We start from the raw sequence: 25682 nt of genomic DNA on the forward strand, positions 1-25682 counted from the left end.
CTCAATTGAGGGACAAGGTGCGCCGTGGGGGATGCTCACATATTCCAGTCTGATAGATGGATGACAATTCATTTTTGCATATCATGGACAGTGGCCTATATCTAATCAAAGAAAAAAGAGATGAGGACGGCGAACTCAAGCAGACACGCACTTTTATCTGCCATTCAGCCATTATATTAGGCGAAGCTCGCAGTTTGAATAATGACAACTGGAAGCGTGTCATTCAGTTTCATGACAAGGATAATACACTACACCGGTTATTAATCCCTTATGAACACTTCATGGGTGAAGCGCAGGAAGCCTTAAAGATTATTGCCAACCATGGCCTGATGCCACCACGCCAGGCCTACAAGAAAAATGTATTCATTAACTACATTCAAGACTACCCGATAGAACAGCGCTTTCGTTGCGTAGATCGTGCTGGATGGCATGGCCATTGTTTTGCTACACCAAATAAAACTTATGGCAACAGTGAAGATGAAGAACTACTTTTTCACAGTGACAGTAAAAGCCCATATACCGTATCTGGGACCTTTGATGAATGGCAGGATCTTAGCAGGCTGATTGAACCTCATGCTTTAGCAGTACTGGCATTTTCATGTGCCTTTTCAGGGCAATTGGTTTTGCCCCTAGGTGCTGAAAGTGGTGGCTTTCACATCTATGGCTCATCGACCGATGGCAAAAGCACAATTACTAAAGCAGCCTGTAGTGTATGGGGTAATCCAAAGCATATATCCAAATCATGGCGGACCACGGATAACGCTTTAGAGAATGAAGCAGAACTCAGAAATGATAGTTTTTTAAATTTGGATGAACTTCGCCAGGCCAATGCTGCAGCTATAGCATCCCATAATGCATTCATGGATAAAATAGAAAAGTTTATTGAAAAATAGCTGATTGGAATTAACGTTCTGTGAACGTCCATTGAAATCCTATTTATACCTCACCCAATACAATTTTATAGGCTAACCTTAGTATCTTTATAGAGGTCTTCCATTAGCATACAATCACAATATTCAATAGTTTTTATGGATAACTTTATATAACCAACTCATATCGATCTTGTCCGCACTTTTGATTATTTTATATACACGGACTATGTTACTACATCAAAAAAATGCTGTTACCACATCAAAACCTGCATATGTCTTTTCCCGTTACCACATCAAAATTTGTATTTCGGTTATAGGTCGTTTGTCTTAATGAAAAACATAAGAATGACAGTGATTTAATCACAATATCTGTCCACGTTATTTGCTCAATTTAAAATGCTTTTTTAACTGCTGAAACATGGCATAGGTCAAGATAATTTGAAGTGGATAATTCGAGTTATTTTGTAGATGATCTTGGCCTGGCTATTCAGCATGGGTAATGTACCCAATAATGGGATGATTCCGAAAACGGTAATATTCCCAAAATTGGGGTTTTGAATGTACCCGTTTTTGGGATTTTGAATGTACCCGTTTTTGGGATGCAGAACCTATCAATGAATCAACCATAGAATCTATCACTCTCTGAGAGCTATCTGGATCTATTTCTTGCCGGCGAATTATCTTGATGATAGGTACAGTTAAAACACAATTTATGAATGGATTTGATTTCTAGCCTAAAGATTGATTATGGATATAGTCAAATTTCTTACTGGTTTAAGCACAGTGAGCTTTTCTTTAGAAAAACAACTAAAGGTACATTAAAAATTATTTCACGCTTAGAACGCAAATCTGAGCGATATGTGGAAGCTCAAAATTATGCAAATGATATACAAGCTGCCAGCTAAAAAAAGATTCAGTTTTAGTGAAATTAGTGGAGTAAAAGAGGTGTTTTGCACTCTCCCTCGCGCGCGCGCGCGTTTTGTTGGAAATACACCCATTTTTTAAGTGCTCAAATTGCTTATTAATGGGATCAAACGCATAGGGGGGAATATGGGTATTTTTGTTGAACTTAATAATTTTGAAGCATCAAAAAGATTAATTTTTCTAAAAACAGAAATCCGGTACGGCGCACCAAATTATTTGGAGATGATCAGGGAGTTGAAAGAGCATTATGAAATGACGAATGAAAAAATTGCTTATTTGCTCCCAATCACAGGACCATCAACGGTAAATGATTGGGAGTTCGGCAGTAGGCCAAATTATGAAGCAGGTGAAGCATTTGTTGATTTGTGGAAAGCCTTTACTGAAAAAACCGATCAGGACATCCCTCGAATTAATCACTGGAGAATATGATTGATGACTAAGCAGCCAGCGTATAGACCTTTAGATTGTGATGATATGGAGCGATCGATTCAGCTCTGCAATGGAATTGAATATTTAATTGACGAATTCCAAAGAGCAATTAATGGTAAAGAGCCCAACCAGTTATATGAATCTAGCTATCAAATGCAATTACTGAAGATTGCTGATAATTTGGAGGAGTTGATTTATCGGCTAACATATTTGGCGGATAAAAATAATAAGGAATTCTATTTTCAACATTTGTTTTCAATCCTTAAAAGTTTAACTACTGCACCAAATGTATTAATTATCACGGCGTATTACTTAGATCCTAAGAATGAGTATAAGCGCATAGTCAATCGGAATACCTTCAACTTTGAAATAGAGCAAATTGTTAAAAAAATTCAGTTTATAAAACCTGTGCTGCAATCACTTTCTGTTGGGCGAAAGTCTGGCATTAAATACATTGCACGCTATGTTTAGCAATCTTTGATCGCACGGGAAAGGAGTAATTTGTGCTCCTTTTTTCATTCTAAATATACCCATTTTTTGAGGACTAACGCCGTTTTAATTTACAGGTATGAAATAGCATTCGATACAGTGCTTGATTACTTAGGAATTAAAAATGAAAGAACAATGTAAGCAGGCCGTAGCCAAGGCTTTAGGAAAAGCATCATTAAATGCTCAAGAAGTTCAGAATATTGAGGCTAGAATCAATCAGGCTATGGTTAATCTAGCGCGTAAGGATATCCAAAAATGGAGAGGGCTCACAGATTTAGAGAAGCTATCTGCAGCCAGCAAGCAAGTAGCGGAAGACATACAAGCTGACTTTGCTCGTAAGAAGCGAATAGCCGTACAAGACATTCTTATCCAAAATAAAAACCTAGCCATTCTTCAAGATCCAGCACTCAAGATAAGCGCATCAGAGCGTATAGACCGGATGGTTGCAGCGTATGGCGATATGTCAGGCATTCAGTCTGCAGACTCTAAGACCAGAGTGATAGCAGACCTTTACCGGGGGCAATTGGTAGACACCTATCTAAATATCAAAGGTGGCCTGGGCATATTCACCGATAAGGTTATGGTCCAAAACATCATCAAGGAACTACATGGGGAAAGCACTGGGGACGCTACGGCGCTTAAAGCAGCTCAAGGCATTAGCAAGACCTTTGATGACATCCTAGAGCGTTTCAATCGTGCAGGTGGCGACATTAAAAAACGCCGTGATTATGCATTACCACAACATCACAGCCCACAAAAGGTAGCTGAGGCAGGCCATGAACAGTGGACTAATGACATTATCAACCTGATCAAACGTGAGGACTTTGTAGACGCTCAAGGCAATCTAATGCCTGATGATGAATTAAGAGGTGTATTAGGGAATATCTACACGTCTATTGTGACGGACGGTGCCAATAAAATCGAAGTAGGTAAGGGCTATGTCGGCGGCGGTGCAAAGGTCACTAGCAAGCACCAGGAGAGCCGTGTACTTAACTTCAAGAATGCAGACGCATGGATGGACTATCAATCCCAATATGGTGGTATGCAGTTTGTAGACATCCTAGAAAGTCACATTACAAGCATGTCGAAAGATATTGCCTTAGTGGAAACCTTCGGAAGTAATCCACGCCCAGCCATGCAGATTCTTATGCAGAGTGCTAGGCATATCGACACTGTACAGAATGGTATTAAGCCGGACAAAGTAAACAAGTCCCTTGTACGTGCTGAGACTATGTTTGATGAGTTCACCGGGCAGAATCCACCAGAGAGTAAGGTGCTTGCCAATGCTGGAGTTACATATCGCTCCATGAATGTGGCCTCAATGCTAGGCGGTACTGTCCTGTCCTCTGCCACTGACCAAGCTATGATGCTGAAAACAGCCCATGTGAATGGCATTGCATACCGGAAAGTATTTGGTGAGATGCTTCGGATGTTGAATCCAGCAAATGCAGAAGATAGACGTTTCGCTCATAGTCTAGGGCTTGCCACTGAGGAGATGCTAGGCTCTCTTAATCGCTGGTCGGACGATGGCCTAACGTCTGTGCATGGCCGTGCTGAGAAGATTGCTAAGGCTTCAAGTTCTCTAGCTACTCAGGTGCTACGTGTATCAGGCTTAAATGCCCTTACTGCAGCATCTAAGATGGGCTACTCCACTATGATGATGAACAAGTTTGCAGACTTAACACGCTCTAAAAACTGGAACGATCTTAGCGCCATAGACCGTGAGTTAATCCAAGGGGGTGGCCTCTCAGAAATGGATTGGAAGGTGATGCAATTAGCTGAGCCAATAATAGATCCAAAGGGCAACCCATTAATGCATGCCCAAGCTATCCAACGTATTCCAGATGAGAAGCTCGCTGAGTTTGGCGACCCAAAACGAATTAAGGATGAAGTATCGACCAGACTGCATACTCATATTCTTGATGAGCAAGGTATGGCAATTATTGAGGCAGGCATTCGAGAGCGTACCAAGTTCCAAGTAGGCAGAGCCGGTACAGAAATGGGGGAGTTTTGGCGCTGTGTAACTCAGTTTAAATCGTTCCCTCTAGCCTTCCTTATGCGGCATGGCAGCCGTACTCTATCTAAAAACGGTTGGGCTAGTAGGGCTTGGTATGCTGGTTCATTACTTGGCATGACTACATTACTTGGTGGACTAGTTGTTCAACTTAAAGAGCTTGCATTAGGTAATGATCCGGCTGCTATGTTTGATGATGACGACAACCTAGAGACAGAAGCAAAGTTTTTCACTCGTGCTTTTGTTGCTGGCGGCGGTATGCCAATCGTAGGTGACATTATGGTGGCAGGTATGGACCCAAGTGGGCGTGATACTACTGACTTTTTAGTTGGTCCAGTAGGTAGTGATGCAAAAGCTATCCTATCTCTAACCTTTGGTAACCTGAATCAATGGTATGAGGGCAAGGATACTAATGCTGGGAATGAAGCTTACCGATTGCTTAAAAGCAAAATCCCTGCTCAAAATCTTTGGTATACTAAGGCTGCTACTAACAAACTAATCTTTGATGGCCTTCAAGATGCCATTGCACCAGGTTATCGCGAAAAGCTTATTAGAAAGGCTGAGCGTGAGCAGGACCGGACACAGTGGTGGGGAGAATGGGATGAGATCGAATCCCCGGATTTTGGCAAAGCAATAGGACAATAACAAAAAAAGGGGCTTCGGCTCCTTTTATCATTTTAAATATATGATAAAAGATTAAAAATATAAAGTTGAAGCACTCATTATGAAAAGAATAGTCGCCCTATCATTAGTTCTTTTTGCTGCCAGTATCCATGCTGAAATGGTTGTTCCAGCAAAATACTTGGACCCTGCCAATGGATATGATATCAAGCAGATAGCCCAACGCTTATCACAAGAAAATCCCTTTATTGTAGAGATGGCATACAATCCGGGTGGCAACGAAAAGAGCGAAAACTGGCATACAAAATGCGGTTACGAGACTAGCCATACTACTGGCTTTGATGAAATTATCTGTGATACCAGACAAAACAATCTAATGATCCTGACGCATGGAGATTTCAAAAAGTCAGTTGTATTTATGGACGTATTCCAAGGTGCTGACCGATTTAAAACCAAAGTTAATCTTAAGATAGACGGCGGCAATGTCATTAGGGATATACCTGCGGATCTATTAGCAAATAAGCAGGCAGATATAATTTTAGAGAAGCTCAAGGGTGGTAGAGAATTAATCTACACTTGGAAGACAACTAAGGGGCAATTCGAGAAGGTTAAGATTGATCTGTATGGTCTTAAAGAATCTCTAGAGTTCGTAGATGCTTTGAAGATAGAAAATAAATGATTATTAAAAATAGATATAGGAATTAAAAATTGAAAAAATTACTTTTAATTTTAGCCACCCATTTATTCAGTTCAGCAGTAATGGCCACCCCAATCACCTTGCAGCATTCCAGAACAAGCTATGTAAATTCTGGAATATGTTCCGCCGTAGTGGATGTGACAATCCATGATTTTCTTGGAACCTATGACAAACTGTATTTAGACCTGGTAGCAAAGGACAGAGTTGGTAGAGTGCAGGGGGCTTCTGAGAATGAGATTACTTACAATGATGTAGAAAATACTTCTGGCCAATCGTTTGGACGGGTATTTATTGAATCCGAATCTATGTGTGAAGCAGATCGCACATGGATAGTTCAGGTTAAGCGCGCTGTATTGGTCGTGGATGGTAAAAAAGAAGATCTACTTAAAGCTAAAAAAGTTCATATTGATGATTTTCAGCCTATGAAGATTAAAGCTCAGTAATGATAAATAAAATAGCATCTGAATTTGTAGGTTGTTTTTTATTCATATCTACCGTTACTGAGCAAAAAACCGTACGTTTCTGCAAAAAAAGCCAAAATTTGGTATGTGTTACTGAGAAAAAAACTGTGCGTTAATGAGCAAATAACAGTATGTTACTGAGCAAAATTAGCATGTGTTACTGAGCAAAATTAGCATGTGTTACTGAGCAAAATTAGCATGTGTTACTGAGCAAAATTAGCATGTGTTACTGAGCAATTATAAAATTCACTCTATGAGTATCAAAGTAATTTAAGTTGACCAATTTCATATTTATAAGTTTGCCATTCGCCCTCGCGTGGAAAGCGCTCAATACCGGTTTCACTTTTCCAAAGTTCAATGAATGCTTCGCCATGTTCAAAATTTGGAATACCACCACGCGCCCACTCAGACACGGTAGAGGCGCCAGATACAGGTAAGACGAATGCAATCTTTTCATGTGTCCATTTTAAGCGGCCTAAGTCTAAGATCATTCGATTGAAGTCTGGACGTTTATAACCGCGGCGTTTAACCAAAAAATCTTTAACCTTTTTCTTTGTTTTTAAGTTAATAAAACGAGCATCTTTTGGTTTTTTAAATACGGTAGAGTCCACGTGATTGCCATCTGTAAACATCATAATTTTACTTCCTGAATTTGATTAAGTGCATCATTGTCTAGATTAGTAAATTGACAGTATTTTAACTGAGCATGCATATAAGCGGTGCCGGCTTCGCCGTGTCGGTTCTTTCCGATAATGGCCTCGGCAATACCCCTGTATTGAGACTCCTTGTTATAAATTTCATCTCGGTACAAGAAAACAATTTGGTCAGCATCTTGCTCAATTGCACCTGATTCACGTAGATCCGACATCATTGGTCTTTTGTTTGGCCGTTTCTCTAATTCACGATTGAGCTGAGATAAAAGAACAATGACGCACTCAAACTCTTTGGCCATAGCCTTAAGTTCACCTGTGAAATAGGCAATCTTTAAGTCTTCCCGGGCGAACTGCTTTGTTGTTTTCATGATCTGAAGGTAATCGACAAGTACGACACCAATAGAACCATATTGATGTTTTACTTTACGGATAGATTCCCTGATATTTGCAATAGATGGTCGGGAAGTATCATTGATCTGCATTGGCACTTCTTTCAGCATCACCACAGCATCTGTATACGCCGTAAATTCATTTTTAGGTAACAGATGAGGGGAATTGCGTACTACCCCAATATCTGCCGGTGCAATCGCGCAACAGAGACGCATGGCGATCTGCTCTTTAGGCATTTCGCCAGACATGATCAGGGCAGGCTTTTTCTGTATGACTGCTACATTGTTTGCAATGAGCTGGAGCATCGTAGTTTTACCCATCGCGGGCCGTGCAGCCACTACCATTAGACATCCAGGTTCGACATCACCTAACTTTTTGTCTAAGTCATATATACCGGTCTGGATTCCTTTAATCATCGAATTGCCAGCAAGTGCGGCTTCAATCTTGCGGTGCATCTCAAGAAATGTATTGGATGCAGCATCATGAATATGAACCAGTGACTCACCCCCTGACTCTGTGTTTAGATCTGCGAAAGCAGCTTGAGCATTTTGGACTAGCTCACCACGGCTAATTGTTAAATGTTTGGCCTGGTGAATTACCTTCATAGCTTCATCTATGACTTGTCGGCAAGTTGTTAAATCCTTCAATTTTTCTGCATACGATTGCAGATTGTAAAAACTGGAAGGGGCGTCACTCATTAACTGCATAAGATATTTTTCACCGCCCGAAGCCTCGCCATGATTATGCGTTTCAAGCCATTGTTTGACGAGTACTGCGTCATACGGTGAGTTCTTTGCATCAAGGTCTACAATTGCGTTAAAAATCAGTTTATGGCGTGTTGCGTGAAAATCTTGTTCAGTCAGTAGGTTTTCAATTTGAGCATAAGAGCCAGAAACCGTCATCAAAGCTGCAAGGACAGCTTGTTCAATTTGTAGGTTATGAATTGGGGTAGTATTGGTATTCACTGCATGCTCCCTAGTAAACTTTTAGGCTTACTATCGGCCAAATTAATAGCTGGTTGCTCAGCTGCTTCAGTAAAGAGTTCAGCTTGATTCACATAATGTGGATTCACTTTTTTATAACGTTCAAATTTATCTATGATCCATGCTGTGAATTTATGCAATTTCTTGGCATCAGACATGACCTGTCCATCGAAATGAGAATTGAATGCACTCAGTTCAAATTCAAAGCTTGGTAACCCCAAAATCAAAGCAGTATTTTTTTCGTGACCTGCAATTTTGAGTTTAATTTCCAGTGATTGTAGATCAGGCATCCAATCGTGCTCGCAAGAGAGATTTATTGATAGATTCCCTGATAGATTCTGTACCCCGTTTTTGGGATCGTTCAACATCCCGTTTTTGGGGTTATTCAAAGCACCATTTTCGGGATCATTCACATTTTTGGAATCATTCCGTTTTTGGGATTGTTTAATGTTCCCGTTTTTGGGTGTATTGGCATCATCTAAATTTTGGGTATGGTCCTCGCGACCCTTCACGCCGTTGAGCTTAAGAACGCGAACACGTCTGGTAGGTCCCGTGCGTTCGCCTGTATCTTCAACTAGACCCAAGTTGATTAACTCTAAAATAACTTTTTGAACTGTTTTTTTGTCCAGCACGGTATCTTTGGCCAGGCGATCTATGCTTGGCCATGCCGTATGATCTTCGCCGGCTCGGTCTGCTAATGAAAGCAGAACGAGGCGCTGTGAGGAGTTATTTACTGAAACTGCCCAGGCCCACCGAGTTGCATCAATACTCACTTGAGCCCCCTTGCCGGTAATTTTTTTTCACGGCTTTAAAGAGGCGTTCAGATGTCATTCGAACTGACTCAGCATATGCTGATGACAAAGAGGGAGGATTAGGCTCTTTATTGAGTTGAATTGTACTTTTCTCAGTAGCAATAGGAGGCTTATGCATTTTTAGTAGCCTCCCATTCAGCTTCATATTTTTCAAATTCAATTTTGAAAGTGTTTCTATGACTGTCAGATAAATAATCTGCAATATTAATAAGGCTTTCTAGGCTTGCAAAAACTGCATCACAGAGGTCTGTGGATGATTTTTTTATAGCTTTTAGCTCATCTTTCATCTGGTAAATTAAGGTTGAAAACCATGTAAATACTTCGTACGCGAGCCCATATGGCTCTAGCAAATCTCCAGCATCACATTCAGTTTCAGTAACTGAGTTTTTGTATTCTTCGAGTCCAATATCAAATGAATTACTGAAATCGTCAGAAAGGTGACGTGCAATTGAGAGAAGACTTTCTAATTCTGTAAATGCACTCGCGTGGAGTTCATTTACATGTGCAGATTTTAGAAAAACTATACTTTTACCGATTCGGTCGATAAGTGTTTGAACTTGAGATGTTGTTTCAAGAGCTATAACGTAAGCATCTAAGAGTTTTTTAGAGCTATAAAATGGGACTAATTGTTCTGAAATTTTAACTTTAGCGTTCATGATGAATGCGCTCCTTTTACAAGTTTAGGAGCTTCACGAATCTCTGCTAAAAGATTGGTGTGAAGCTCGAAAGGGTTAGCAGACCGGTGTAAAAGGTACCCGGCACACCCGAAGGTGTCCCTCCCGAGCTCCACATAACGATGCGGATGCATAGAGATTTTACGCATAAAAAAAGCCCGAAGCGGACTGTATGCGCCTTTTACTTTGTAGCCTGCTAAAGCTAATTCAATGATTTTGCATTGAACAAAATCAATATAGCCGAATCGTTGCAGTTTGAGAAGAGCTATTAAAAAAATAATTTTCATTGGTCTTCCTCCTCAAATAATAGAGGCTGAAGTTGTCGTTCAAGCTCTGCAACTTTTTCAGCAGCATGTGGCTTAATCTTGCGACCGAATAAAACCAGATTGCGACCTGCCTCACTGGCAGCATCTGAAGCACGTTCATATTGCAGAACAGCTTTGTTGAATTCAGAAATAAGAGTTAAATTCTGAGATTTGATGAAGTCAGACATCTCATCAAAAGCTGCGATATAGCTTTCTTTAAAAAGAGCTGCTTGCTTACCAGTGAAGCCCATGACTAGAAAAACAAAACCATTTTTTGTCATTTCATACATTGGCCGAGGTTTGCCCTGATTATCAATGTACTTCGTGAGCGCAAAATTGCGCACGCTAAACTCATCTGAACACTCTAACTCTCTAAGCGCACGAAGAACATCACGATGATTACGTTGGAAGTGTTTCGCCACCTTTAATGATGTTGTAGTTGCTTCCCCACGATTATCACTATCATGAAAGCGATTACTGATTTCAATTAATTGGTTTTGGGCTTCAGTTGAAAAGTTGAGAGGCTTATTCATTGAATCACCTCCATTCCCTTTTTTCCCATCCATGCTTGAACATCAGATAGGCGCCACACTGTAACGCTTGGACTTAACTTCACTGGTGCAGGAAATTCACCACGCTTTACCCAGGACCAAATAGTTTTATCAGATACGCCAATTAAGCCTTTCGATGCCGGTCGAGCATTTAAGTTCTTAACTTGACCTTTGTTTATGCCGCTTTTATAAATATGTTGAGTAGCGGCTTTAGCTGGATAATTGGCAAGATCTTTGATACGTAAAAAACGCTCTTGGTTAAGAGATGTCATAACACTCATCCTATTCAGTTGAGATAGCTGCTACCGCTATCTCCTTGCAATTCATTGCAATAGTTTGCGGTAGCTTGATGAGTGCATAAGAGCAAATTGATAATGGGGTGGTGAAGAAGGAAAGGGGTAGTAGTAACGCGGAAAAACTGCTATTACCCCAAAATAAGAATATGATTTTTATTGTTTTATTGGGGTGATGCCTTTGGTGGTATTTTGTTGTTTATTACTTTGATATTTCCACCTCTTTTGGCTTTGGGGTGACGGCAAATTTTATCAATGTATTTACAGATGTCCTCAGCTTGAACTGCAGGAAAATGTTCTTTTATCCAATTAGTCACAGTACTCTGTTTTGGTGGTGGTTGATTGCTTTCAGGATCATAGTTAGACCAGTATTCTTTAATGACGCCATATACAGCTTCCAGAGCTGGTGTTGTATAAACCTTTTCGTTGATGTTTATAAATTCACACCCCCCATTTTTCTGAAGATGGATAAGCTCATCAACAGTGATGCTCTGCCTATCCTCAAGTTTTTTGACTATTGCAGATAGTAGGCCATTATTGACACTAGCTTTTATGATGTCGTCATTCTTAATTTCTACTTCAAGCTCAAGTCGTTCAATTTTTTTCAAGTATTCCAGCTTTTCTTTTTCCAGTTTTTGTAGCTGTTGATTCATTATCTCTAATTGATCTGAGAGACTGGTTGGGTTCGATTCCTTGAAGAAGATCTCAGGATCATTCTCTTGGGCAGAGATAGGGATTTCATTCGTGTGAGATAAAATGGGATTATCTAAATTTACTGCGACTGTATTATTTTTTACTGAAAATAAATCATTTATCTCAGAACTTGGAAATATGATTTCGCTCGAGTGGAACTCATTTCCTTTAAAGTCTGTTGCTTCAACTAGCCATCTAATTTTTTTGATATCGTCATCAATCATTCTTGGAAAAGCTTTTAGATATTGTCCATTTGAAGGAGGAATTAAAGGAGCATATGTAGTTGGTTGAGTTATGAACTCAATGATTTTATCTACATTGAAAAAAATACCTGAATCTGAAGAATATTTGGGATCGAGATGATCTATTAATTTTGAGAAATGAATATAGCCTTTAAAAATCATTGACCATTTTACTTCTTCTATATGAACTACTGGAGCATTTGAATAGATATCATCTTGATGTCTTTCTTCACCAATACATACCAAGTTGCCTTCAAAATAAATACAAGGATGTAATTGTCCTATTCGACAGTAGTGTTTTATATCATTAACAGAAAGGGTATTTTTTGAAGCCGCAATGACTTCTTCGAGCGAATAAAATGATTTCATATGCCTCCCACAGCATCCCCAAAATGTAGCTAAGCCAATCGGATTGGGTATCCGACTTTCACCCCGTCGGGCTAGACTTAGCAAACTGAATATAGCAAATAACTAAGTTATTACCAGTATTAAATCGCTTAACTCATTGCTTAGATTTAGGCACGTTTCCCTTTAGGAAATGGAACAACATTATTTCTAAGGCTATCTATAAAATTTGCCCATTCTTGCATCATCTTAGTTCTGTACTGTAAGTGTTGGGCATGGTTATAAGCCTGTGATACGGCATTACCTGTTTTATGTGCAAGTTGCACTTCGATAGCATCATGCATATAACCTCGCTCGTGTAAGGTCGTAGATGCCAGGCCCCTAAATCCATGACCTGTCATTTTCCCCATATAACCCATTGTTCTAATCGCACTGAGTAAAGCATTATTACTAATCGTTTTCGCCGTACTATGGTTATAAAAAACGTACTGTTTATGACCTGTTAAAGGTTCGAGTTCCTTTAATAGTGCAATGGCCTGGGTTGATAAAGGCACAATATGAGGCAATGCCATTTTCATTTTATGGGCAGGGATACGCCATTCTTTTGCATCAAAATCTATTTCACTCCATTCCATGTTGATCAACTCGCCTGTCCTTACAAAAGTTAAGGTCATAAACTGCAAAGCGGTTTTAACTAAAAAACTGCCGTGATATTTATCCATACGGAGCAAGAAAGGTGGAAACTCGGAAATATCAAGCCTTGCCATATTTTTGACTTTTCTTGGTTTTAAGGCTTCGCCCAAGTGTGGAGTAGGGTCATTCTCAATAAGTCCCTTACGAATAGCAAAACGGAATACACGACCAACCAAAGGGATTGAGCGCTTAGCCATTTCCTGTGCGCCTCGATCTTCAATTCGTTTAGCGCAATCTAGGACATCCTTACCTTTGATTTGATCAATAGGCAGTTTCCCCAAGAAAGGAAAAATATCTTTTTCAAAAACGGTAAGGTCACGTTGATAAGTTCCTTCTTTGATCATGTCCTTGCGGTTTTCCATCCATTCAAGGGCAAGTGTTTTAAAAAGGTTATCTTGGTCTATTTCTTGTTGTTGCCTTTTCTTGGCTTCATTTGGGTTAATGCCTTGCTGAATAAGTAGCTTGGCCTTATCCCTTTCAATTCGGGCATTCGCAAGTGAAATATCGGGATAAATACCAATACTGAATACACTCTCTTTGCCATTAATCCTAAATTTTAAACGCCAGTACATGCCACCAGTAGGCAGAACCTCAAGATACATACCTTTTTCATCGGCATATTTAGCCCTTTTTTCTAATGGCTTTATCTTTCTAACCTTAGCATCTGTAAGCATGTCTGCACCTCTTGGGGGTATAAATAGGGCAAAAATCAATTTATACCCCCAAATAATCCCCAAACTAGGTATTAATGAGAGATTTCCTCATTAATTTGGGGGTATAAATATTTAAGAGATAAATTTATACCCCCATTTATACCCCCAGCTATAGCAAGATTGCAACAGATTGCCTGTAATTGCGTAGGCAATAAAAAAGGCTTAAACCATTGTAGATTCAAGCCTTTCATCTCTGCTTTGGATTGCAATTCTTTCCAATTTGGCGGTGAAAGAGGGATTCGAACCCTCGAAACGCTATAAACGTTTACACACTTTCCAGGCGTGCTCCTTCAGCCACTCGGACACTTCACCTTTTGCGCGGTGGATAATAGCGAAAAAAATATATTCTGCCAAGAGAAACAATTGAATTAGACAAAAACATCTTGAGCGGTGCTATGATTCGCAAAAATCCTGTCTAAATTGAAGACAATTATATGCAAAGTACTGCACAAAAAGCCGCATTGCCTGCCATCACCTTGGCAGCTTTGGGCGTAGTATTCGGAGACATTGGGACGAGCCCGTTATATGCGCTGCGCCAATGTTTCCTCACAGCACACTTGGCGATTAGCGAAGCGTCTGTGCTGGGTATTCTGTCCCTGATTTTCTGGTGCATCATGCTGACGATTAGTTTTAAATACGTCAGCATCATCATGCGTGCAGATAACAATGGCGAGGGCGGTATTATGTCGCTGTTGGCCTTGAATCTACGAACCACACGAATTGCCGAAAACAAAAAAATCTACCTGATCGCCCTTGGCTTTATTGGTGCATCTTTGTTCTTTGGTGATGGGATCATTACCCCCGCAATCTCCGTGTTATCTGCGATTGAAGGTTTAAGTATTGCGACGCCGATGTTTAACCAATGGCTGCAACCCTTATCGATTGGTATTTTGGCGGGGCTATTTTTAGTGCAACGCCATGGCACAGGCACGATGGGTAAATTCTTTGGTCCATTGACGCTCATGTGGTTTTTATCCATTGGCGGATTTGGGTTATGGAGTATTTCGCAAACGCCATTTGTGTTGACTATGATCAGTCCGCATTGGGCTTTCAATTTTGTGGTACAGCAGCCCTATGTTGCGTTTTTGACCATGGGTGCGGTCATCTTGACGATGACAGGTGGTGAGGCAATCTATGCCGATATGGGGCATTTTGGCCGACTCCCAATCCGCTTGGCATGGTTTATTGTGGTGATGCCGTGCTTGTTGTTGAACTATGCGGGCCAAGGTGCTTTGCTACTGCGTAATCCAGAAGCTCTAGCCAATCCATTCTATATGCTGATCCCAGAATGGGCACTGTATCCAATGATTGCTTTGGCGACAGCGGCCGCGGTGATTGCCTCTCAAGCGGTGATCACAGGGGTGTTTTCTATGGTCAATCAGGCGATTCAATTGCGTTATTTGCCGCGTTTGACAGTGAAACATACCTCTGAAGTTGAACGTGGTCAGATTTATTTACCATTTATTAACTGGGCATTGTTTATCTCGGTGCTGATCTTGATCTTGCTGTTTGAAAACAGTGCGAACTTGGCCAGTGCGTACGGCGTAGCTGTGACCATGACCATGCTCTGCGGTACGATTTTGATCTCAGTTTTGGCTTATGGTTTATGGCGTTGGCCGGTTTGGAAAGTGGCAATATTTGCAGTGCCATTTTTATTGATTGATTTGATCTTTGTTGCATCGACATCATTAAAAATTGCAGCGGGCGGTTGGGTTCCAATCCTGATTGGTGCGGTATTGTTTACGATTTTAATGACGTGGAAAGATGGACGGGCATTGGTGCTCAATCGGCTCGGTAAAGATGCTTTGCCTATTGACCTGTTTATTCGCAGTGTCAGCATGGGTAGTGAAACCAAGTTTGTTCCAGGTGATGCCGTATTCTTGACAGGAACGCCTGAGATCGTGCCTCATGCCATGTTGCATAATATTAAGCACAACAAAGTTCTGCATGAACGCAATATTATGGTTACGGTCAACACCCGAGATGTGCCATTTGTACCCGAAAATGAGCGGGTGATCACGGAAAAACTAGATGATCGATTCTATCGAATCACGATGTTTTATGGGTTTAAAGATCAGCCGAATATTCCTGCCGCTTTGGAGCATGCGTATCGTGAATTGGGCTTTGAATTTGATCTAATGCAAATCAGTTTCTTTATTTCCAGAGACCGTATTATTCATACATTGGGTGAAGGAATGGCACCTTGGCGAGAAAAGCTGTTTATCTCTATGCAGCGAAATACCAGTCCAGTCAGCGATTTTTATCAAATTCCAACCAACCGTGTGGTTGAGTTGGGCAGCCAGATTGAAATTTAAGACGTAGATTTAACTTTTAGGCATAGATTTAAAAGTTAAACACGAAAAAGCCAGATCAATTCTGGCTTTTTTATTTGGGATAATTGAACTTATTTAGTCCAAAGACATAGAGATCATTCTGTTGCTTTTTCCTGGGAGGAGTATGCGAGCAAAACAACAGAATGAACATGTTGCGTTATTTCATCCTTGAAAATACGCTGATTAGTTGATTGTCGCGTCTACATCTGCAGAGGCTTCAGGCGCAGCTTGGATGGCTTCGTCAGCAACAGGTGCTTCTGGGTTGGCTTGAATTGATGCATCTGCAGGATTTGCACTTTGAGTTTCAGGTGCTGCCATAAAAGCATCCTGTTGTGCTTGAGGGGCTTCAGGTAATGCAGCCGATGCGCTATCGGCATTCACTGGCGCTTCTGCAGAAGAGGCAATGACGGGTGCAGCGTTGTTATCCGCTGATACGGCTTCAGGTACTTGCTGTGCTGTTTCCACAGGTGCTTCAGTTACCGCGGCTTCAGGTGTATTGGCCACTGCCGTTTGTTCAGTTGGCACAGACTGCTCTGTAGGTGCAGCAGCTACACTTTGCTGTTCATTTGCGAGTGCATTTTCCGCTTCAGTCGCTGCTTGTTCAGCATTTGCAGGGACTGCAGGGGCATTCGGATCGATTTGGTTTGCCTGAGCCTGTTCAGGGTTTAAGGGCTGTTCTGTTGCAGCGGGATTGACTTGTCCGGCAGGAGCTTCAACCAATTGAACTTGGCCACTTGAAACTAAGTCCTGAATGGAACCAGGTTGACCATTCACGGTGGTCACAATTTTGACTTTAGATAAGCTTTCTAATGTATCACCGGGTTGAATCGGCGGCTCTGCAAATGCTGCTGCGCTCATTAAACCTGAAATTAAACCTAAACCTAAAATTTTAGAATGCATAATCACTCCGTATATTTTTATCGCAATTTTTCGTATTTTTACCTTGTCATAATTCTTGAGGCGAATTCAATGAAACATACGCAACTGCTTCATGACCTCCTATAAAGAACTGCACAACTGCGACATAAAGTTACATCAACTGCTGCTTTGTTAAACAATATTTGTGTGATTGTTAAGCAAATTAAAAAAGAAAAGTGTACTAAAATTTTCACCCTTGCTAAGCTGCGGAAAAATAGTCCTTTTTAGAAGTCATTGTTGTAAGTCATGGTCAAAAAGAAACGCAATTCAGCAAATCCGCTTTCACAGTTATTTGGGCAAAATGGCATAAAAGTGCTGTTAGGTCTGGTGGCAACAGGGAGCTTTGCAATTGCTTTCGGGCAAGAAAAAATTCAACAACTTGTTTCCATGAGTAGCAGTTCAAATAGCGCCTGTTTGGACCAGTTTTACCGTGAAGTACCGCCTTATTTGGTTCGTGAAAGCCTACACAAAAATAGTTTCCCCCTGTGTTTTAATGGCTTTAATGTCATGTATTCAGGAATATCCAAGACACCGCTTTGGGTTGCAGAAGCCTTAACCCCCGCACGGCTGAGTCAAAAAATTCCGCGTGAAGATAACTTTCATGAAGAGACTCGCGTGCCGTCTGAATATCGGGCATTGCTGTCAGACTATAAATCTTCAGGCTATGACCGTGGACACATGGCGCCCAATGCCGATATGCCCAATAAAGCTGCACAGTTAGACAGTTTTTCTTTGGCCAATATGGTGCCGCAAGCCCCAAAAAATAATCAGCAAGTGTGGCGCGAGTTAGAAGAAGCCACACGGGCGATAGTGACCAAACAAAAGCAAGATGTCTATGTGGTGACGGGGCCGGTTTACAGTGCGAAAAAATTAAAAACCATTGGGCAAGGGGTCATTGTGCCGACCGCCACTTATAAGGCGATCTATTTGCCGAAAAAAGGCGTTGCAGGCGTGTACTATGCAGACAATACCTTGCGTGATACCGCACCGACAGTCAAAGTGATGAGTATTTGTGCGCTAGAAGAACTGACTGGAATTAATTTTTTTCCAGAATTAACCGAAGACCAAAAGCGCAATACCTACCGTTTGCCACTCAAAGCCACCCAAGTCAAAGCAAATCAAGACATCGCTTATTTGCATTGGGATGCTGAAAGCCAGTGTGCTGCAGATGTCGCAGAAGACAAGATTTTAAGTTTGCAAAAAGACTTTAAATCGAGTGGTGGTTCTGTGGGTGAGACAACTACGGCAAGCAGTGGAAATGACAACAATCAAGATGCCTTGGTCAAACAATTGATTGAAGAAATTCTGCAATATCTGCTACAGATTTTGAAATAATCGAGCAGATAATAGCGCTGAACTGTGAGTGATGAAGAAGATCATTGCTTGCAGTTGAAATCTTTTTCACGTATTTCTATTGCTGCATCACTACAACAAAAAAGAAGGATATCTATCATGTTCAAAGCATTTGAAAATGACACAGCGTCGCATGCAATTCATGACTTAACACTAGAAAATGGCCAAGATCGAATTAATATTTATGGCAACTTACAGGTGACGAAAGACCAAGCTGGTTTAGCTGCAGCGAAAGCTTTACAGGCATTTTTCAATGATGTGGTGACAACGCTTGAGGCGGATACCAACTTAGCTGAAAAAATAGTGCAGGGCGGTGAAGAAAACGAAGTGGAAAATCCATTTCTTTAATGTTGTTTCACCGGCTGTCGAAGGAAGCAAAACTCAATTCGGGATGAATGAAAAAAAGCTCACAGATTGTGAGCTTTTTTATGGTGTCTTCTTCTATTTATTCGTCTTTTGCCATCAGTTTATAGATGACAGCACCAATCACCGCGCCAATGATAGGGGCTACCCAAAATAGCCAAACTTGTGAAAGCGCAGCAGTTTCAACAAAGAATGCGACACCCATACTACGCGCTGGGTTGACCGAAGTATTGGTGACGGGAATGCTGATGAGATGGATCAATGTAAGCGCAAGACCGATCGCAATTGGGGCAAATCCAGCAGGGGCACGTTTATCCGTTGCTCCCATGATCACAATCAGAAAGCCAGCCGTCAGCACAATTTCAATAACTAACGCTGAGAGCATAGAGTATTTGCCCGGAGATAATTCACCATAGCCATTGGTGGCAAAACCGCCGACTCCTGTAAATCCGGCCTGACCTTGTACAATGATGAATAGAATAAATGCGGCGAGGGTTGCACCCAGCAATTGAGAAATAATATAGGGTGCTAGTTCTTTCGCTTCAAAACGACCACCGGCCCACAAGCCGATACTCACGGCAGGGTTAAAATGTCCCCCTGAGATATGACCCAGCGCATAAGCAGCCGTTAACACCGTTAAACCGAAGGCCAGTGCCAAGCCTGCGAAGCCAATGCCAAGTTCAGGAAAGGCCGCAGCCAAGACCGCACTACCACAACCACCAAAGACCAGCCAAAACGTACCGATCAGTTCTGCTAAATATTTATTCATTTAAAATTCCATTTGTTTTTGTCATTTGGAATAGATTTTCAATCTTTCACTCAGCATGAGTGCAATATAGTTGTGAAGTGTTGTTTTATTCATTTATTGAATATGCATAGCTTTAATGGATTTTGCTGAAAATCACAATATATAAAATGATAACTGCGTCACATTTTAACTTGCTGCTTCAATTTGCGATAAGCGCCATTGCTGTGGGGTTAAATTTCGCCATTGTTTAAAAGCACGTTGAAATGCACTCTGTTCTGAATAACCCAGCAGTAGCGCAATTTTTTGCAAACTTAAATGTGGGTCTCTTAAAAATTCTTCAGCCATCATACAGCGGACCTCCTGCATGCGTTGCTGATAGGTGCTGCCTTGTTGTTGTAAATGGCGTTGTAATTGTCGGACGGACAGATTCAGTTGAGTAGCGACATGTTCAATTTGGAACTGATTTTTTTGTAAACCCATTAAGATGGCTTGCTGTAAGCGTTGGTCGATTTGCGTGGTATTCGGCAGCTTTTCCAATAAAGACTGTGCCTGTTGCATTAACAGTTTTTGTAAGGTCTGATCGCCTTGGGAAAAGGGGCGAGACAGTTCTTGAATGGGAATAATAACCTTCGACTTTTCTTGGGAAAATCGAACTTTACAGCGAAAATATTGTTCATACTGAGCGACATTTTTCGGTGCAGGATTATGAAAATGCACTTCGTGTAAATTGATATCTTCAAAACGCATGAATAATTTTAGAAACTGCAGCATTAAGGCAATCGCAATTTCATCGGTCAATTGATTGGCCATATTCATGGGTAAATCATTCCAACCGATCGAGAAAAAATCATTTTGAATATCAATCAGCAATGGACTACCATCGAAGATTAAGCGATGAAAATCATGGTAGCGGAGCAGCGCTTCGCCTAAGTTTTCACAGGACAGGGCAATATACGCAATAATGCCAATATGTTTGGGTTGCACATGTTCTGCAATTTCTAAACCCAGCGCTGGCTTTTGGATCTTTTGATCTAAATCCATCAATAAATCACGCCAAACGGCATAATCAAAACGCTCTAAGTTTTGAACTTTATTCAGTTTTTCAGGAATAGCAATGCCTTGAGCTTGGTGATAAGCATAGAGCAAATGGCCCAGTCCTCCATAGACTGATCCTGTATAGTCCTTGAGTTGTTGCATATTTTTTTAATTCTAAATTTTGTCGTGTTTTGTCAATGATATTAAAAAAAACGGTCAATATCTAGCCCTTTTCATTACCTATAGTGGAGCTAAGAAAAGGAGATATTGGTCATGTTAAAAGGTTTTATTGCAGGGTTGGTCGTCGCCAATGCCTTTGAATGGTTCGCACATAAATATGTTTTGCATGGGACGCATCGGTCAGGCAAGCCACGTTTTAGTCCAGTACCGAAAAGCATGAAATCACATTGGGAACATCATCGTGAAGTTCGAAAAACAGATTTTCATGATCATGGTTATGTTGAAGGTGTACAGAACTGGCGCACGAAAAATGAAATATTGTCACTGGTGGCAGTTTCAGCCGTATTTGTCCCGCTTTTTTATCCCATTTCCAAAGGAATGAGTTTGTCTGTGCTGTACTGTGCAGGGAATTATTATTATATCCATCGTCGCGCACATCTTGAGCCAGAGTGGGCGATGAAAAAGATTCCATGGCACTATGACCACCATATGAACTCAAATCAGGATGCCAATTGGTGTGTGACCAAGCCGTGGTTTGATTATATTTTAGGGACTCGGGTGATTTCCTCGGCGAAATTACAGGAACAAAACCCATTGGGTGTGCTACTGCCGACAGCGATTGCCAAGCCGTTGTCGCACTGGGTCAATCGGGTATTTCCTGCAAAGTGGGTGGCTGAGCGCGAAAAGCCAGTTGCACTTCTTGAAACGGTCTAATATGAATGCACTGTGCGTTTTGACAACAAGCTTTGCTACCCAATTGAGCTGTCGCAATTTGTCAATAAATTATGAATCTACTGTCAATCAAATACGGTGTAAATGCCCTATATTTAAATCATCAAAAGGCTTGTACACGACGAGTTGATTGATGAAGTTGCTATGTATATTTTTTCATTTGTTTTAAGTATCAGACCAAGTGCTGTAGTTTTTCTTGGTTTATAGGAGCCGACAAGGCTCCTTTTTTTATGTCTATAGTGGATGAATTAAATCGACGATTCGCTGCTACAACTCCATGGCGTTGCATCAAAAACACCAAAGCAAAAAAAGAGCGAATCATCGCTCTTTTTCAATCCTCATTGAAAACGAATCAATTAAAGACGCATTTCAATGCCTTGTTCTGCAAGATATTTTTTCGCTTCAGGAATGGTGTGTTGACCAAAGTGGAAAATAGAGGCTGCAAGCACCGCATCTGCGCCACCTTTTAAAATGCCATCGGCCAAATGTTGGAGATTACCGACACCACCAGAAGCAATGGTTGGAATGGTCACACGGTCATTGATGTTACGCATCAGTTCAAGGTCATAACCGGCTTTGGTTCCGTCAGCATCCATCGAGGTGATGAGTAATTCACCTGCACCGAAGTCCGCCATTTTTACTGCCCATTCGATGGCATCGATACCGGTTTCTTTACGACCACCGTGGGTGAAAATTTCCCATTTATTGTCGCCAGTTTTTTTTGCATCAATCGCAACCACAATACACTGTGCGCCAAAACGCTGAGAGGCTTCTTGTACAAATTCAGGGTTATAAATAGCCGCAGAGTTAATCGAAACTTTGTCCGCACCCGCATTTAATAACAGGCGGATATCTTCTACTTTACGCACGCCACCACCGACTGTTAATGGCACAAATACAGACTCAGCCATACGCTCTACCGTACGGTAAGTGGTATCACGACCATTTGAGGTTGCGGTAATGTCTAAGAAGGTAATTTCGTCCGCACCTTGTTCGTTATAACGGCGTGCAACTTCAACTGGATCGCCTGCATCACGAATATCAAGAAATTGAACACCTTTCACTACACGACCGTTGTCCACGTCGAGGCAAGGAATAATACGTTTAGCAAGCATAATTTTTTCCAAAAATAACAGCCGATTATGAAACTTCGCGACTTAGATGCTACACCTTAGTAGTCGGAGCGGTTATTCTATCAAAAATATGTAAGTTTTTTCGCAGGTTTTCTATGTCGGTTTATACCACTTTGACTTTAAAGGAAGTTCAGGATTTTGCAGCACCTTATGGACTGGAGGTGATTGACCTGATTCCGATTCAAGGCGGTATTCAAAATACCAACTATTTTATTGTTTGCGAAAATGGCACGCAGTATGTATTAACTGTTTTTGAAGAGATGGACGAGCAAGGTGCAGGGGAACTGGTCCCTGTACTTGAACATTTGGGGCAGGCTGGTCTAGCTGTGCCTGTACCGCTGAATCATTCGGGTAAAGCGATTCATAGCTTAAAGGATAAACCTGCACAGATTGCGCCACGCATGCAAGGTCAACATCCCATGCCTGCGAGCTTAGCGCAAGCAGAAGCGATTGCTGTAGCCCAAGCGAAAATGCATGTGGCTTTACAAGATTTCCCTTTGGAACGTGCAGAATATCGTGATCATGCTTATTGGTTACAAGTTTCACGTGATATTCGTCCAACATTAAATGAAGCAGATACCACGTTACTTAACAATCTGTTGGGCTTATATGACATCTTAACGGCGATGTATCCAGACCGTCCTACCGGTTTTATTCATTCTGATCTGTTCCGTGACAATACTCTATTTGAAGGCGATCAACTCAACGGCATTTTAGACTTTTATGAGTTAAATAAAGACGAACTCTTGTTTGATATTGCTATTACTTTAAATGACTTCTGTACTGAATATCCGGATGTGCATTTGAATGAAGACAAAGCCATTGCCTTTTTAAATGCATATGAAAGCGTGCGCCCATTAACCGCAGATGAAAAATCATGTCTAGAGTTATATTTGGCAATGGCGGCGGGTCGCTTCTGGATGATGCGTTTACAGGTGGCACAGAAAAATGCTGCAGAAGGCCGTACAGGGGATGATATTTTGCAGAAAAACCCTGCTGAAATGCGTAATATGCTGATTGAACGATTAAAATTCGTCACAGCATAAATTTTAAAAACAACGAGAGGGAAAAGCATGCGTGATCAAGGACGCTTAGTAGAATGGTTTGATGATAAGGGCTACGGCTTCATTCAACCGAACGATAGCACTAAAGATCGCGTATTTTTGCACATTAAAGACTTTTCCCGTCCCGGCCCACGACCAATCGTGGGCTGCGCGTTGGATTATGCTGTGATCTTAGACGAACGCGGACGCTTTCGTGCGCAGCAAGTGCATTATTTAAAAGCCTCACAAACTAAGGCTGCGCAAAGCCCCAATAAAAAAAATGTGGTGCAGATGCCGCGTCAGGCAGAGCCGATGCAAATCTTGTGCATCATTTATATTCTCGCCTTGGCGGGCTTATCTGTGGCGGGTTTGCTCAGTGGAATGGTGCTGCTTTTTGTAAGTATTATCAATGTCCTGACCTATTGGTTCTATGCGCAGGATAAAGAAGCTGCGCAAATGGGGAACCGACGCGTGCCAGAAAATACACTGCATCTTTTGTCTTTTTTAGGTGGGTGGCCGGCGGCATGGCTGGCTCAGCAACGTTTGCGGCATAAAACACAAAAACAACCGTTTCGAAAAATATATTTCTGTACCATAGCCTTTAACATATTACTGATTTTATGGTTAATTTCACCATTTAATATCCTGCATATCTAGGGTGGAACGATCCGCAAAATCATCATGACGGAGAGCGAAATGAATTATTCCATTGATAAAGATCCAAACCGCCTGCTCACGATTATTTTGTATATTCTTTATATTGTGGCGATTTTTTCTGCCGGCTTGCTTGCGGTTCTCGCGTTGATTATCAATTACGTCAAACGCAGTGATGTTCGCGGCACGATTTTTGAAAGCCATTTTACTTGGCAGATCCGTACGTTTTGGTGGTATCTCATTTGGAACATCATTGCTTTCGTGCCTTTTATTTTTCTGTTCTTTACCGGCAATAATGCCAATGCCTTTGCGGGTGTGGCACTGGGAGCGAGTACCTTCTGTGTCACGGTGATCGGACTGTCTTGGTTATGGATTGTGTACCGCGCGATTAAAGGTTTAATTCGTGTCAATGACAACAGACCGATGTATGAGTAAATACAGCAGTATAATGACAAGCGACCCATGGGTCGCTTTTATTTTTTTCGTTTGACCATTCGATAGGCGGCATCAAAAAATGCTCTTTTATAAAGCAATTGCACATAAAAGTGCTTAACTTTGGTTATTTAAGCAAAATTGACTATACATTTTTAAGAATTATAACTTACATTTTTAATAAAATAACTTTGCTTATTTAATTTTATTAATTTACATATTTATTTTTATTATTTTACATTCTTAATAATATAAATTTACGTTTTTACTAAAATAAATTTACATTAATGTATAGTTGTTTATTTAAATTATTTTCTGGATTTTTATTTAAAATTACACCAGTTTAGGTATTAGCTATAGAATCGACCACGGCGACGGCGCATACCTAAAACGTGTATTGCGCGTACCAATACCGCATACGAAACAGGATAGCTAAATCGCTGTTCAAATAATGGAACTAGATCACTAATATTTTTAAATTTTGTATTTTTTACAAATACTTGAAATTCATTCCAGTCGCGAATGTGGCTCGGTGCACCACGGTTTTTTGCGGCTTTTGGGAGCAAACTTCCGGTCTCTTCCTCCAGGCGAATCCAAGCATCCAAGGTGACTCGAGAGATGTTAAACTCTTTGCATACAGCCACTTTGTAGTCAGTTTTTTTATACATCTGAATGGCTGATTTTCTGGTTTCTAAAGGCTTTGTTGCACAAACCTATCTGTAAAGGCTTTTTCAGCGATATAATTTTCAAATGAAGAAGCCTACACACAAAATCTACCGCACAACCAATTGGCCCGCATATAACCGAGCACTCATGAGTCGCGGAAATATTGCCATTTGGTTTGATCCTGCTACGCAATGGTATGCTCCATCAAAAGGCAAACAAGGGCGAAATCAAACCTACT

Annotated in this window: 27 protein-coding genes, 1 tRNA gene and 2 pseudogenes; 15 read left to right on the plus strand and 15 right to left on the minus strand. The window is 41.1% G+C overall.

Going from position 1 to position 25682, the window contains the following annotated elements:
* Window positions 1-56 precede the first annotated feature (56 nt).
* From FTU38_RS01600 to FTU38_RS01630, 7 genes and pseudogenes are all read left to right on the plus strand, one after another.
* A pseudogene (locus FTU38_RS01600) lies at window positions 57-845 on the plus strand (DUF927 domain-containing protein); the annotation flags it as partial.
* A gap of 743 nt (window positions 846-1588) precedes the next feature.
* Complete coding sequence (locus tag FTU38_RS01605; RefSeq protein ID WP_180110422.1) at window positions 1589-1777, plus strand: hypothetical protein; 189 nt, start codon at window positions 1589-1591, stop codon at window positions 1775-1777.
* Window positions 1778-1922: 145 nt separating this feature from the next.
* The gene (locus FTU38_RS01610; protein WP_180110423.1) at window positions 1923-2225 is read left to right on the plus strand and encodes a hypothetical protein; all 303 of its coding nucleotides are present in this window, start codon (window positions 1923-1925) and stop codon (window positions 2223-2225) included.
* 3 nt (window positions 2226-2228) lie between these two features.
* Window positions 2229-2696 (plus strand): hypothetical protein, encoded by a 468-nt coding sequence (locus FTU38_RS01615; RefSeq protein WP_180066430.1) that lies wholly within the window; start codon window positions 2229-2231, stop codon window positions 2694-2696.
* Between the two features lie 142 nt (window positions 2697-2838).
* Window positions 2839-5373, plus strand: a complete 2535-nt coding sequence (locus tag FTU38_RS01620; protein WP_180110424.1) for a hypothetical protein — start codon at window positions 2839-2841, stop codon at window positions 5371-5373.
* A 79-nt stretch (window positions 5374-5452) separates the two neighbouring features.
* Window positions 5453-6028, plus strand: coding sequence for a hypothetical protein (locus tag FTU38_RS01625; protein WP_180110425.1), 576 nt, complete (start codon window positions 5453-5455; stop codon window positions 6026-6028).
* A gap of 80 nt (window positions 6029-6108) precedes the next feature.
* A complete protein-coding gene (locus FTU38_RS01630) occupies window positions 6109-6489 on the plus strand; it encodes a hypothetical protein (protein ID WP_180110439.1) in 381 nt (126 codons plus the stop codon).
* A gap of 278 nt (window positions 6490-6767) precedes the next feature.
* Here the strand turns inward: FTU38_RS01630 and FTU38_RS01635 are convergent, their stop codons facing one another.
* From FTU38_RS01635 to FTU38_RS01680, 10 genes are all read right to left on the minus strand, one after another.
* The gene (locus FTU38_RS01635; protein ID WP_180110426.1) at window positions 6768-7142 is read right to left on the minus strand and encodes a hypothetical protein; all 375 of its coding nucleotides are present in this window, start codon (window positions 7140-7142) and stop codon (window positions 6768-6770) included.
* The gene (gene dnaB / locus FTU38_RS01640) at window positions 7139-8515 is read right to left on the minus strand and encodes a replicative DNA helicase (RefSeq protein ID WP_180110427.1); all 1377 of its coding nucleotides are present in this window, start codon (window positions 8513-8515) and stop codon (window positions 7139-7141) included. The genes FTU38_RS01635 and dnaB overlap by 4 nt, the downstream gene beginning before the upstream one ends.
* Window positions 8512-9306 carry a helix-turn-helix domain-containing protein gene (locus FTU38_RS01645; protein ID WP_180110428.1) on the minus strand — a complete coding sequence of 265 codons (795 nt, stop codon included), beginning with the start codon at window positions 9304-9306 and terminating at the stop codon, window positions 8512-8514. The genes dnaB and FTU38_RS01645 overlap by 4 nt, the downstream gene beginning before the upstream one ends.
* 149 nt (window positions 9307-9455) lie before the next feature.
* Window positions 9456-10001 (minus strand): hypothetical protein, encoded by a 546-nt coding sequence (locus tag FTU38_RS01650; RefSeq protein WP_180110429.1) that lies wholly within the window; start codon window positions 9999-10001, stop codon window positions 9456-9458.
* Complete coding sequence (locus tag FTU38_RS01655) at window positions 9998-10306, minus strand: hypothetical protein (protein WP_180110430.1); 309 nt, start codon at window positions 10304-10306, stop codon at window positions 9998-10000. Before FTU38_RS01655 ends, FTU38_RS01650 begins: the two co-directional genes overlap by 4 nt.
* A complete protein-coding gene (locus tag FTU38_RS01660) occupies window positions 10303-10857 on the minus strand; it encodes a Rha family transcriptional regulator (protein ID WP_180110431.1) in 555 nt (184 codons plus the stop codon). The genes FTU38_RS01655 and FTU38_RS01660 overlap by 4 nt, the downstream gene beginning before the upstream one ends.
* A complete protein-coding gene (locus FTU38_RS01665; RefSeq protein WP_180110432.1) occupies window positions 10854-11147 on the minus strand; it encodes an AlpA family transcriptional regulator in 294 nt (97 codons plus the stop codon). The genes FTU38_RS01660 and FTU38_RS01665 overlap by 4 nt, the downstream gene beginning before the upstream one ends.
* A gap of 185 nt (window positions 11148-11332) precedes the next feature.
* Window positions 11333-12472 carry a hypothetical protein gene (locus FTU38_RS01670; protein ID WP_180110433.1) on the minus strand — a complete coding sequence of 380 codons (1140 nt, stop codon included), beginning with the start codon at window positions 12470-12472 and terminating at the stop codon, window positions 11333-11335.
* A gap of 146 nt (window positions 12473-12618) precedes the next feature.
* A complete protein-coding gene (locus tag FTU38_RS01675) occupies window positions 12619-13815 on the minus strand; it encodes an integrase arm-type DNA-binding domain-containing protein (RefSeq protein ID WP_180110434.1) in 1197 nt (398 codons plus the stop codon).
* 260 nt (window positions 13816-14075) lie between these two features.
* A tRNA-Ser gene (locus FTU38_RS01680) sits at window positions 14076-14166 on the minus strand.
* 122 nt (window positions 14167-14288) lie between these two features.
* Here FTU38_RS01680 and FTU38_RS01685 point away from each other — a divergent pair.
* Window positions 14289-16169 (plus strand): potassium transporter Kup, encoded by a 1881-nt coding sequence (locus tag FTU38_RS01685; RefSeq protein ID WP_078193161.1) that lies wholly within the window; start codon window positions 14289-14291, stop codon window positions 16167-16169.
* A 201-nt stretch (window positions 16170-16370) separates the two neighbouring features.
* Here the strand turns inward: FTU38_RS01685 and FTU38_RS01690 are convergent, their stop codons facing one another.
* Complete coding sequence (locus FTU38_RS01690) at window positions 16371-17087, minus strand: hypothetical protein (protein WP_180002776.1); 717 nt, start codon at window positions 17085-17087, stop codon at window positions 16371-16373.
* Window positions 17088-17351: 264 nt separating this feature from the next.
* Here FTU38_RS01690 and FTU38_RS01695 point away from each other — a divergent pair, with 264 nt between their 5' ends.
* Together FTU38_RS01695 and FTU38_RS01700 are read left to right on the plus strand one after the other, a co-directional pair.
* Entirely contained in the window at window positions 17352-18440 is a 1089-nt protein-coding gene (locus FTU38_RS01695; RefSeq protein WP_180110435.1) for a DNA/RNA non-specific endonuclease, read from the plus strand.
* A 117-nt stretch (window positions 18441-18557) separates the two neighbouring features.
* The gene (locus FTU38_RS01700) at window positions 18558-18806 is read left to right on the plus strand and encodes a hypothetical protein (protein ID WP_180110436.1); all 249 of its coding nucleotides are present in this window, start codon (window positions 18558-18560) and stop codon (window positions 18804-18806) included.
* A gap of 97 nt (window positions 18807-18903) precedes the next feature.
* On the opposite strand, the gene aqpZ is transcribed toward FTU38_RS01700, so the two are convergent.
* Window positions 18904-19590: an aquaporin Z gene (gene aqpZ, locus FTU38_RS01705; RefSeq protein WP_180110437.1), complete on the minus strand. Its 687-nt coding sequence runs from the start codon at window positions 19588-19590 to the stop codon at window positions 18904-18906.
* Window positions 19591-19755: 165 nt separating this feature from the next.
* A complete protein-coding gene (locus FTU38_RS01710; RefSeq protein WP_180054213.1) occupies window positions 19756-20766 on the minus strand; it encodes an AraC family transcriptional regulator in 1011 nt (336 codons plus the stop codon).
* A 111-nt stretch (window positions 20767-20877) separates the two neighbouring features.
* Between FTU38_RS01710 and FTU38_RS01715 the strand changes: the two genes are divergently transcribed.
* On the plus strand, window positions 20878-21498 hold the full coding sequence (locus FTU38_RS01715) for a hypothetical protein (RefSeq protein ID WP_180108830.1): 621 nt from the start codon (window positions 20878-20880) through the stop codon (window positions 21496-21498).
* A gap of 374 nt (window positions 21499-21872) precedes the next feature.
* Here FTU38_RS01715 and hisF read toward each other — a convergent pair whose 3' ends face one another.
* On the minus strand, window positions 21873-22634 hold the full coding sequence (gene hisF / locus FTU38_RS01720; protein WP_306674445.1) for an imidazole glycerol phosphate synthase subunit HisF: 762 nt from the start codon (window positions 22632-22634) through the stop codon (window positions 21873-21875).
* Window positions 22635-22744: 110 nt separating this feature from the next.
* Between hisF and FTU38_RS01725 the strand changes: the two genes are divergently transcribed.
* The 3 genes from FTU38_RS01725 to FTU38_RS01735 are packed head-to-tail and all read left to right on the plus strand — an operon-like array spanning window position 22745 to window position 24781.
* On the plus strand, window positions 22745-23695 hold the full coding sequence (locus FTU38_RS01725; RefSeq protein WP_111884520.1) for a homoserine kinase: 951 nt from the start codon (window positions 22745-22747) through the stop codon (window positions 23693-23695).
* A 27-nt stretch (window positions 23696-23722) separates the two neighbouring features.
* Window positions 23723-24349 (plus strand): DUF1294 domain-containing protein, encoded by a 627-nt coding sequence (locus FTU38_RS01730; RefSeq protein WP_180065226.1) that lies wholly within the window; start codon window positions 23723-23725, stop codon window positions 24347-24349.
* 39 nt (window positions 24350-24388) lie between these two features.
* On the plus strand, window positions 24389-24781 hold the full coding sequence (locus tag FTU38_RS01735; RefSeq protein WP_168378990.1) for a hypothetical protein: 393 nt from the start codon (window positions 24389-24391) through the stop codon (window positions 24779-24781).
* Between the two features lie 347 nt (window positions 24782-25128).
* Here the strand turns inward: FTU38_RS01735 and FTU38_RS01740 are convergent, their stop codons facing one another.
* Window positions 25129-25446, minus strand: coding sequence for a helix-turn-helix domain-containing protein (locus FTU38_RS01740; RefSeq protein WP_180110438.1), 318 nt, complete (start codon window positions 25444-25446; stop codon window positions 25129-25131).
* An 82-nt stretch (window positions 25447-25528) separates the two neighbouring features.
* Between FTU38_RS01740 and FTU38_RS01745 the strand changes: the two are divergent.
* Window positions 25529-25682, plus strand: a pseudogene (locus tag FTU38_RS01745) (IS5/IS1182 family transposase); the annotation flags it as partial.

The organism is Acinetobacter sp. YH12098 (assembly GCF_013419235.1).
Classification (GTDB): domain Bacteria; phylum Pseudomonadota; class Gammaproteobacteria; order Pseudomonadales; family Moraxellaceae; genus Acinetobacter; species Acinetobacter amyesii.

What these genes read in the sequence shown, in the direction of transcription:
- FTU38_RS01605 (WP_180110422.1), top strand. Translation starts at nt 1,589, where the DNA reads ATGGATTTGATTTCTAGCCTAAAGATTGATTATGGATATAGTCAAATT.
- FTU38_RS01610 (WP_180110423.1), top strand. Translation starts at nt 1,923, where the DNA reads ATGGGTATTTTTGTTGAACTTAATAATTTTGAAGCATCAAAAAGATTA.
- FTU38_RS01615 (WP_180066430.1), top strand. Translation starts at nt 2,229, where the DNA reads ATGACTAAGCAGCCAGCGTATAGACCTTTAGATTGTGATGATATGGAG.
- FTU38_RS01620 (WP_180110424.1), top strand. Translation starts at nt 2,839, where the DNA reads ATGAAAGAACAATGTAAGCAGGCCGTAGCCAAGGCTTTAGGAAAAGCA.
- FTU38_RS01625 (WP_180110425.1), top strand. Translation starts at nt 5,453, where the DNA reads ATGAAAAGAATAGTCGCCCTATCATTAGTTCTTTTTGCTGCCAGTATC.
- FTU38_RS01630 (WP_180110439.1), top strand. Translation starts at nt 6,109, where the DNA reads ATGGCCACCCCAATCACCTTGCAGCATTCCAGAACAAGCTATGTAAAT.
- FTU38_RS01635 (WP_180110426.1), bottom strand. Translation starts at nt 7,142, where the DNA reads ATGATGTTTACAGATGGCAATCACGTGGACTCTACCGTATTTAAAAAA.
- FTU38_RS01650 (WP_180110429.1), bottom strand. Translation starts at nt 10,001, where the DNA reads ATGAACGCTAAAGTTAAAATTTCAGAACAATTAGTCCCATTTTATAGC.
- FTU38_RS01655 (WP_180110430.1), bottom strand. Translation starts at nt 10,306, where the DNA reads ATGAAAATTATTTTTTTAATAGCTCTTCTCAAACTGCAACGATTCGGC.
- FTU38_RS01660 (WP_180110431.1), bottom strand. Translation starts at nt 10,857, where the DNA reads ATGAATAAGCCTCTCAACTTTTCAACTGAAGCCCAAAACCAATTAATT.
- FTU38_RS01665 (WP_180110432.1), bottom strand. Translation starts at nt 11,147, where the DNA reads ATGACATCTCTTAACCAAGAGCGTTTTTTACGTATCAAAGATCTTGCC.
- FTU38_RS01670 (WP_180110433.1), bottom strand. Translation starts at nt 12,472, where the DNA reads ATGAAATCATTTTATTCGCTCGAAGAAGTCATTGCGGCTTCAAAAAAT.
- FTU38_RS01675 (WP_180110434.1), bottom strand. Translation starts at nt 13,815, where the DNA reads ATGCTTACAGATGCTAAGGTTAGAAAGATAAAGCCATTAGAAAAAAGG.
- FTU38_RS01685 (WP_078193161.1), top strand. Translation starts at nt 14,289, where the DNA reads ATGCAAAGTACTGCACAAAAAGCCGCATTGCCTGCCATCACCTTGGCA.
- FTU38_RS01690 (WP_180002776.1), bottom strand. Translation starts at nt 17,087, where the DNA reads ATGCATTCTAAAATTTTAGGTTTAGGTTTAATTTCAGGTTTAATGAGC.
- FTU38_RS01695 (WP_180110435.1), top strand. Translation starts at nt 17,352, where the DNA reads ATGGTCAAAAAGAAACGCAATTCAGCAAATCCGCTTTCACAGTTATTT.
- FTU38_RS01700 (WP_180110436.1), top strand. Translation starts at nt 18,558, where the DNA reads ATGTTCAAAGCATTTGAAAATGACACAGCGTCGCATGCAATTCATGAC.
- aqpZ (WP_180110437.1), bottom strand. Translation starts at nt 19,590, where the DNA reads ATGAATAAATATTTAGCAGAACTGATCGGTACGTTTTGGCTGGTCTTT.
- FTU38_RS01710 (WP_180054213.1), bottom strand. Translation starts at nt 20,766, where the DNA reads ATGCAACAACTCAAGGACTATACAGGATCAGTCTATGGAGGACTGGGC.
- FTU38_RS01715 (WP_180108830.1), top strand. Translation starts at nt 20,878, where the DNA reads ATGTTAAAAGGTTTTATTGCAGGGTTGGTCGTCGCCAATGCCTTTGAA.
- FTU38_RS01725 (WP_111884520.1), top strand. Translation starts at nt 22,745, where the DNA reads ATGTCGGTTTATACCACTTTGACTTTAAAGGAAGTTCAGGATTTTGCA.
- FTU38_RS01730 (WP_180065226.1), top strand. Translation starts at nt 23,723, where the DNA reads ATGCGTGATCAAGGACGCTTAGTAGAATGGTTTGATGATAAGGGCTAC.
- FTU38_RS01735 (WP_168378990.1), top strand. Translation starts at nt 24,389, where the DNA reads ATGAATTATTCCATTGATAAAGATCCAAACCGCCTGCTCACGATTATT.
- FTU38_RS01740 (WP_180110438.1), bottom strand. Translation starts at nt 25,446, where the DNA reads ATGTATAAAAAAACTGACTACAAAGTGGCTGTATGCAAAGAGTTTAAC.